General features: G+C 62.3%; 3 protein-coding genes and 1 pseudogene. 3 read left to right on the top strand and 1 reads right to left on the bottom strand.

The genetic code is table 11. The annotated features are described in order from the left end of the window. Positions 1-331: 331 nt before the first annotated feature. Complete coding sequence (locus IRZ31_RS19445; protein ID WP_297156808.1) at positions 332-2014, bottom strand: DUF4129 domain-containing protein; 1683 nt, start codon at positions 2012-2014, stop codon at positions 332-334. A 442-nt stretch (positions 2015-2456) separates the two neighbouring features. Here IRZ31_RS19445 and IRZ31_RS19440 point away from each other — a divergent pair, with 442 nt between their 5' ends. From IRZ31_RS19440 to IRZ31_RS21505, 3 genes and pseudogenes are all read left to right on the top strand, one after another. Then, positions 2457-5123 carry a type ISP restriction/modification enzyme gene (locus IRZ31_RS19440; RefSeq protein ID WP_297156806.1) on the top strand — a complete coding sequence of 889 codons (2667 nt, stop codon included), beginning with the start codon at positions 2457-2459 and terminating at the stop codon, positions 5121-5123. Between the two features lie 544 nt (positions 5124-5667). Continuing rightward, complete coding sequence (locus IRZ31_RS19435; protein WP_069805377.1) at positions 5668-6039, top strand: response regulator; 372 nt, start codon at positions 5668-5670, stop codon at positions 6037-6039. Positions 6040-6125: 86 nt separating this feature from the next. Beyond that, positions 6126-6252, top strand: a pseudogene (locus IRZ31_RS21505) (phosphate acyltransferase); the annotation flags it as partial.

The raw sequence follows: 6252 nt of genomic DNA, 5'->3' as shown, positions 1-6252 counted from the left end.
AACGTGGCAGGGTGGCACGTCTCTCTGGGCAGTTCTCCGTCATCTCACTACTACTACTTGCTCGACACGGATCGGCGCAACGTGGTGAGGGTGGTTACTTCGGAAGCCTGAAGGGCGCCTCCCCTTCAGGCTTTTTTTTGCACCCGGCTCCTTGCCTCCTCCTTACTTTTCCACCTCGTCGCCTTCGCCCCGGTTCTTCCTCCATCGCCACCGATCACGCGCCGTCTGGGCTACCAGCCTCTCTTTCACTCACCTGCCACCCTGTCCATCCAACCCCTCAGCCTGCCCCATCTCGCTGCCAATCCCGCCAGCCCTCACTCAAACCAGGCCCTCAGCGCCGGCGCCAGCGATCCTGCAGCTCCTCCCAACAAGCGCGCAGTTGAGCCAGCCCCGCAGCATCAGGCTCTTGTCGACCATAACGCGCTGCCAGATAAGCCAGCGTGAGCCGCTCCAGGTGCGGATCTGCCAGAGGAGTGGCGGCCTCCAGACGCCGTCGATATTCCAGGGGCGTCTCGCTGGGCAGGCGTGGATAGCCTTGCTGCCCGGCCTCCTTCAGAAGGGCACGATAGATGGCTCGCATGCTCTCCAGGCTTCTTACCGCTTCCTGCCACCTCCCCCTCCTCAACAGCCAGCGGGCTTCGACGGCCTGCTGAACACGCAGAAGAGCATCTCCCAATTTTCTCTGCAGGGCCTGCAGCAATGCGTAAATCTGGCTCCAGAAAAGGGCCACAGACCACAGGCTCTCGTGACGCTCCTCAAGCGCTCCTCGCTCATAGAGTCGCACCCGTCGCTGGCGTAAGGTTCTGCCAATCAGCCGGACGCAGCCAGCCATGATCAGAATCAGGATGAGCAACACCAGGATGCGACTGGCCAGCAGCAGGCCCGCTGGCAAGCTGGCGCTCTCCCCTGGCGGTCTCAGGCCCGACTGGCCTGGCCCTCGCAGTGGATGGATAATCAGCTCTGAACTTTGAAAATGGAAGGCTTGCAGCAGCCAGAAAAGCGGCGTGAGCAGCCAGACGATGAGCTGCGCGAGGCCGCGCACAAGCCAATCATACGGGACCGAGAGAAGGGCCAGTTCACGACGGAGCACCTCAAAGAAACTGGCACCCGCCAGCTTGGCCACCGCCAGACTGAGGAGCATGATGAGCAGACCCAGACCCAGGAAGAGAAGCAGAATGGCCTGCTCTTGCTCTTGGGTGCTGCCTTCCAGGCCGAAAGGATGGAGACGGCGCTCCGCAATGGCCTGCGCCAGCGCCTGCGCTAAGAGAGCGCAATAGATAAAGAGCGGGACAAGCAAGAAGAAGACCACCGTGCCCGCACTGGCCAGAGCCTGGTCGGCGTCACTGCCGTGACCGAGGCGGATGAGCATCGCCAGCAGCAGCAGCAGGCCGCTCCCGATGAAGGCCCGGCGCACCAGCGCTGGCTCCGCCTCCTGACGTGCGCGTCTCGCCCCCCGCCAGACCAGCAGCGCCGTGCAAAGGAAGATGGCCACGCTGCGATAGGCGGCAGGTCGTAGGGTGAGGAGGTCAGTGCCTAGCGCGAGCAGCCAGGCTGGATGATAGAGCGGAAAGGCTGCGGCATAATTGTTGAGCCAGCAGAGACAGAGCGCACTGACGATCAGCAGGCCCACCATGAAACCTCTGCCCGGCAGCGGCTCGCCAGGACGGTCGAATTCATCGAGCGGCGGCGTGTGGCGCACAAGGCGCTGCTCCCATAGGCGCGTGAGCCAGAGCGCCAGCGCGCCGAGCGGGAAGAGCACCCAGAGTGGCAGCAGCGGCTGTGCGCTCATGAAGAGATGCAGATCAGCCAGCACCTGCAGCCAGGCGGCCAGGGCGCAAACCTCAAGAGCGAGACAGAGATAGGCCACGAGGCGCTCGCCCGCTGTACGTACGCCTGGCAGATAGACGGTACTCTGCGAAAGGCGCGCGCGGCGTCTCCGCTCTGCGAGAGCGATGCGCACTAACAGATCATCTGGCAGCTCGGACTCGCCGTTCAAAGGATCTTTCTGGCTCACACCTTTCTCCCTGACAGCGCGCTCCTCATACTCGCTCTCTACTCCGCTGCTCCACACGTCGCCTCGGCCAACAACCCACCCGGCAGCAACAGCAAGCTGCTATCCCAGTCGAGGACACTCTGCCCCTCACGTTCCGCCAGCGGACAGCCGCGCCGATGATGGATGGATGATCATCCTGGAAGCGTTGCCTCTTCATTGTATCGCCAGTAAGAGGAAGCTGCAAGGTGCCCTCTCTCACCCTCGCCTCACTTCTTCGCTTGCGCTGACCTGACTATGCCCCTGAGCTAAGCGCCAGGCCGTTTTATAATTTGAGAGCAGCATGCCAATAGAGCAGTGTAGGCGCCAGGCTCAACGGCCAACAGCCAGGCTTGCGCCAGTGAGGTAGAAGGAGGCAGCGCCGGACCTGGTTGCCTTTAGTCAGCAAGAGCGGAAGAGAAGAGCGATGTCATCCCAGTCCTTGTCGTCAGCATCGGCGCTGGTCGCCATCCCCCAGCGTACCTACCGGCACCAGCCAGCGATCGTGCGCCAGTGCAATCGCCTGGCAAAGCAGCTGGCTACCTTGGCCATTAGCCGTGTGCGCCCTCTCTGTGAGCGGGCTGTGCAAGCAGGAGAGTGGGAACCGCTCGTCGAACTGGTCGGGCCAGACCTGCCCCCAGAGGAGAGCGCCGACCTCTACACGCAAGGTCTCTGCTCTCTGGCTCTGGCTGCCGCCCTGGCCGGACAGGGCAGTGAGCACCAGCGCGAGCCTGAGCAACATGGGCTGATAGCTGCGCTCTCCTGGCTGCCTCTCTCGCTACAGCCTTCCTTTAAACAGATGCTTCTGGCCCCGACGCTGGCCGAGACCATCGCCGAGCTGCAGGAGCTGATCGCAGCGGCCCTCTTTCCCGCGGCAGACAAGCAGCTCGCGACGCGCGCTACGACGTCTCCGTTGCAGGCGCTAGAGCAAGATCCGCTCATCTACTGCTATGAGCAGTTTCTGCGTCACTACCGCCCCAGCCTGCGCAATGCGGGCAGCATTTACGCCACACCAGCACCAGTGGTCTCCTATATGGTGCGCAGCGTCGACCTTCTGCTGAAGCAGGCTTTCGCCCTGCGCCAGGGCCTGAGCGAGTTGGGGAATTTCGAGATCATTGATCCTGCAGTCGGCAGTGGCGCTTTCCTGCATGGCCTGATTGAGTTTCTCTATAGCCAGATCGTGCAGCAGCAGGAGGAGCTGGATCGCTGGCCGCGCTTCGTGACTGAACAGCTTTTGCCCAATCTGCGCGCTTACGAGCTCCTGCCGGCCCCGTGGCTGGTGGCCCATCTCAGTCTCGGCCTCAAGCTGGCGGCTTGCGGCTACGACCTGCGCCAACGGCCCGGAGCACTCAGCCTCGCCCTCGGGGATGGCCTGCTCTGGCTGGTCCGGGAACCGACCAGTACGGGCCTGCCCGTGCTCATTGGCAACCCTCCCTATGGCAACTTCGGGCGTCCCATTCGTTACCCCTGGCTACGCCTTCTCCTTCAGGATTACAAGCGTGATCTGGGCGAACGCAAGCTGAACCTGGACGATGACTTCATCAAGTTTATTCGCTGCGGCCAGTGGTATATCGAGCAAGCGGACTGCGGTTTGCTGGCCTTTATTACCAGCCACACCTATCTTGACGGCCTGACCCACCGCCGCATGCGAGAAAGCCTGCTCGCCAGTTTTGATGAAATTTACCTGCTTGACCTGCATGGCAACAGCCAGCGAGCAACCCCTGCCGAGAGGAAAGAACCCGACGAGAACGTTTTCCCTATCCGCCAGGGCGTAGCCATCGGTCTTTTTGTCAGGCGCCGGACCCCCGCTTGCAGCGCACGGACCGCTCCCAGGCAAGCGATCGTCCACTATGCGGCCCTGCGCGGCAGGCGCGGCGAGAAATACGCCCGGCTGGCAGGAATGGACCTGGAGAGCACCCCCTGGCAGCGCCTGCAGCCGCAGCCCCATCTCTACTTCTTCGTGCCGCGCACCCTGGCTCATCAGGCCGAATGGGAACAGTATGCGGCCTTGCCGGAAATCTTTCCAGTCTACAGCACAGGGATCAAAACCCACCTCGACGCCGTGCTGGTCGGTCCCTCCGACGAGGCCATCGCCCGACAAATTGCTGCCTATCTGGCCAAACACAGCCAGGAGGAAGAGGTCTACGGAACGAGAGCAACCACCGGCGATAGACGCCGCGGTACGCCGCAGCACAAGGCCCGGCTCCTGCGCCAGCTCAGCGAACTGCCACCTCAGCAGATCTACCGCGACTACGCCTATCGCCCCTTCGACACGCGCCGCATCGCCTACTGGCCTCCCGCTATCGAGGCCGGCGACCACCGCTTTGCGCTGATGCGCCACGCCCTGCGACCCAATATCCTGCTCGTTACAACGCGCCAGCTGAGTCAAGACAGCTTCCAACACGTCTTCGTCAGCAGCGCCCTTACTGATATGTGCCTGCTCTCCACCGCGACCCGCGAGTGCGCCTACGTCTTTCCCCTCTATCTGTTCGAGGATGCGGGAGCGGTGCGTCCTAATCTAGCCCCCTCCTTCATTACCGCTCTTGCGAGGCGCCTTAACCTGCGCTTCGTGCCCTGGGGGAGTGGTGATCTGCTCACCAGCTTCGGGCCGGAGGCTGTCCTGGCCTACCTCTATGCTATTCTCCATGCGCCCATCTACCGCCAGCGCTACGGCGAGCAGCTCAGCAGCGACTTCCCGCGCTGCCCTCTGCCAGCGCATCGCACCAGTTTCCGTCTGCTCTATCGCATCGGAAGTCGTCTACTCAAACTGCACCTGCAGACCAGCCTCCCCCGCCCTTCAGCCTACGTCTTGCCTCCCGCTCAGGCCACCCGCCTGCGGATCGAATTCGTGCACTATACCGCAGATGGGCGCCTCTGGGTAAACACTCACCAGGCCCTGGAGGGCCTGCCGCCCGAGTGCTGGCGTTTCCGCATTGGACATTACCAGATCTGCGCGCGCTGGCTGCAGGAGCACCTCGGGCAGGAGCTGACCCCCGCCGAGTATGAGCGCTACCGCCTGCTGCTGGCCACTCTCACCGAGACGCAGGAGCTGATGGCTCAAAGTGGCAGTGCCCTGGAAGCGCTGCTTCCCTGAAGAGGAGAGGAAAGGAAGGGGAGAGATAAGCGCCCGATGGGCCGCTCCAGCCGGAGAGCAAAACCAGGGCGCCGCCAGACAGAAGGTCCTACTGCTTGAGCAAAAACCCACGCTGGCACGTCTAAAGACAGTGGCAGAGTGCTATAATTATACGAGCATCTACCACCCAGTCCACTCAGACAAAGTCAAAGGTACCAGCCGCTGAGCCGGGTAGCTTGCTCAAGGCGAGGGCCGCTTCGGGCGAGCTGAGTGAGACAGGTCTTGTGCGGCCTTGAGCCGGAGCTGGCACGGCAGAGAGGCCACCGCGGAAGTCGACCGACCAGTTCTGTGGCGCTCCGCCGGTCAGGTCCCAGCCAGCAGTTGCGCCCCGATGGCATCGGGTGCGAATGAGGTCGCCACGCCAGCGGTCGAGAAGTGCTCACGACCGCTCCCCAAGCGAGCGGTTTGCCCTCTGCCGAGGGCGAGAGCTTGAGATTGATCGTAGTACAAAGGAGCCTGTAGTTACTGTATTCACGAGACGAGAGACGAGGGGGCTGTTGGTCACATGGCCAAAAAGATCTTGATTATGGATGACGACCCCACCATCGCCGATCTCCTGACCGAGGCGCTCGCCGACGAGGGTTATGAGACCCACATGACGACGCAGAGCCTACGCTTCTACGACGCCGTACGCGAGCATGATCCCGATCTGATCCTGCTCGATATCATGATGCCCTATCTGGACGGACGGGATGAACTGAAGCTGATGGAGATGTGGCTGGAGAAGAAGATTCCCGTGATCATCGTGACGGCCTACCCCAATGTGGCCCACGAAGAACAGACCTTCCGCGACGCTGGCGTCGTAGAGATTGTCTCGAAGCCCTTTAACCTGGATGAGCTAGTCGAGCTGGTGCGCAAGACCATCGGCGAGCCGTGAAGGTGACAATCCCGATTCCAAGGGCGGCAAGGGCAACAAGAGCTACGAGAGCAAGAGCAGACTGAGGGCAAGAGGAGAGCAAGGCTATGGAGGCGAAAGTACGCGTCGCGCTCGACGCAATGGGGGGGGATTACGCTCCCGGGGCCACAGTGCAGGGGGCAGTGGAGGCGGCGCGTGAATACGGCATCGGCGTTCAGCTTGTGGGTCATGAGG

It is taken from the genome of Thermogemmatispora sp., from assembly GCF_019683635.1.
Lineage (GTDB): Bacteria > Chloroflexota > Ktedonobacteria > Ktedonobacterales > Ktedonobacteraceae > Thermogemmatispora.
This window is presented reverse-complemented; position numbering and strand designations above follow the sequence as displayed.

Coding starts and splice junctions, on each gene's coding strand:
- IRZ31_RS19440 (WP_297156806.1), top strand. CDS start 2,457: ATGTCATCCCAGTCCTTGTCGTCAGCATCGGCGCTGGTCGCCATCCCC.
- IRZ31_RS19435 (WP_069805377.1), top strand. CDS start 5,668: ATGGCCAAAAAGATCTTGATTATGGATGACGACCCCACCATCGCCGAT.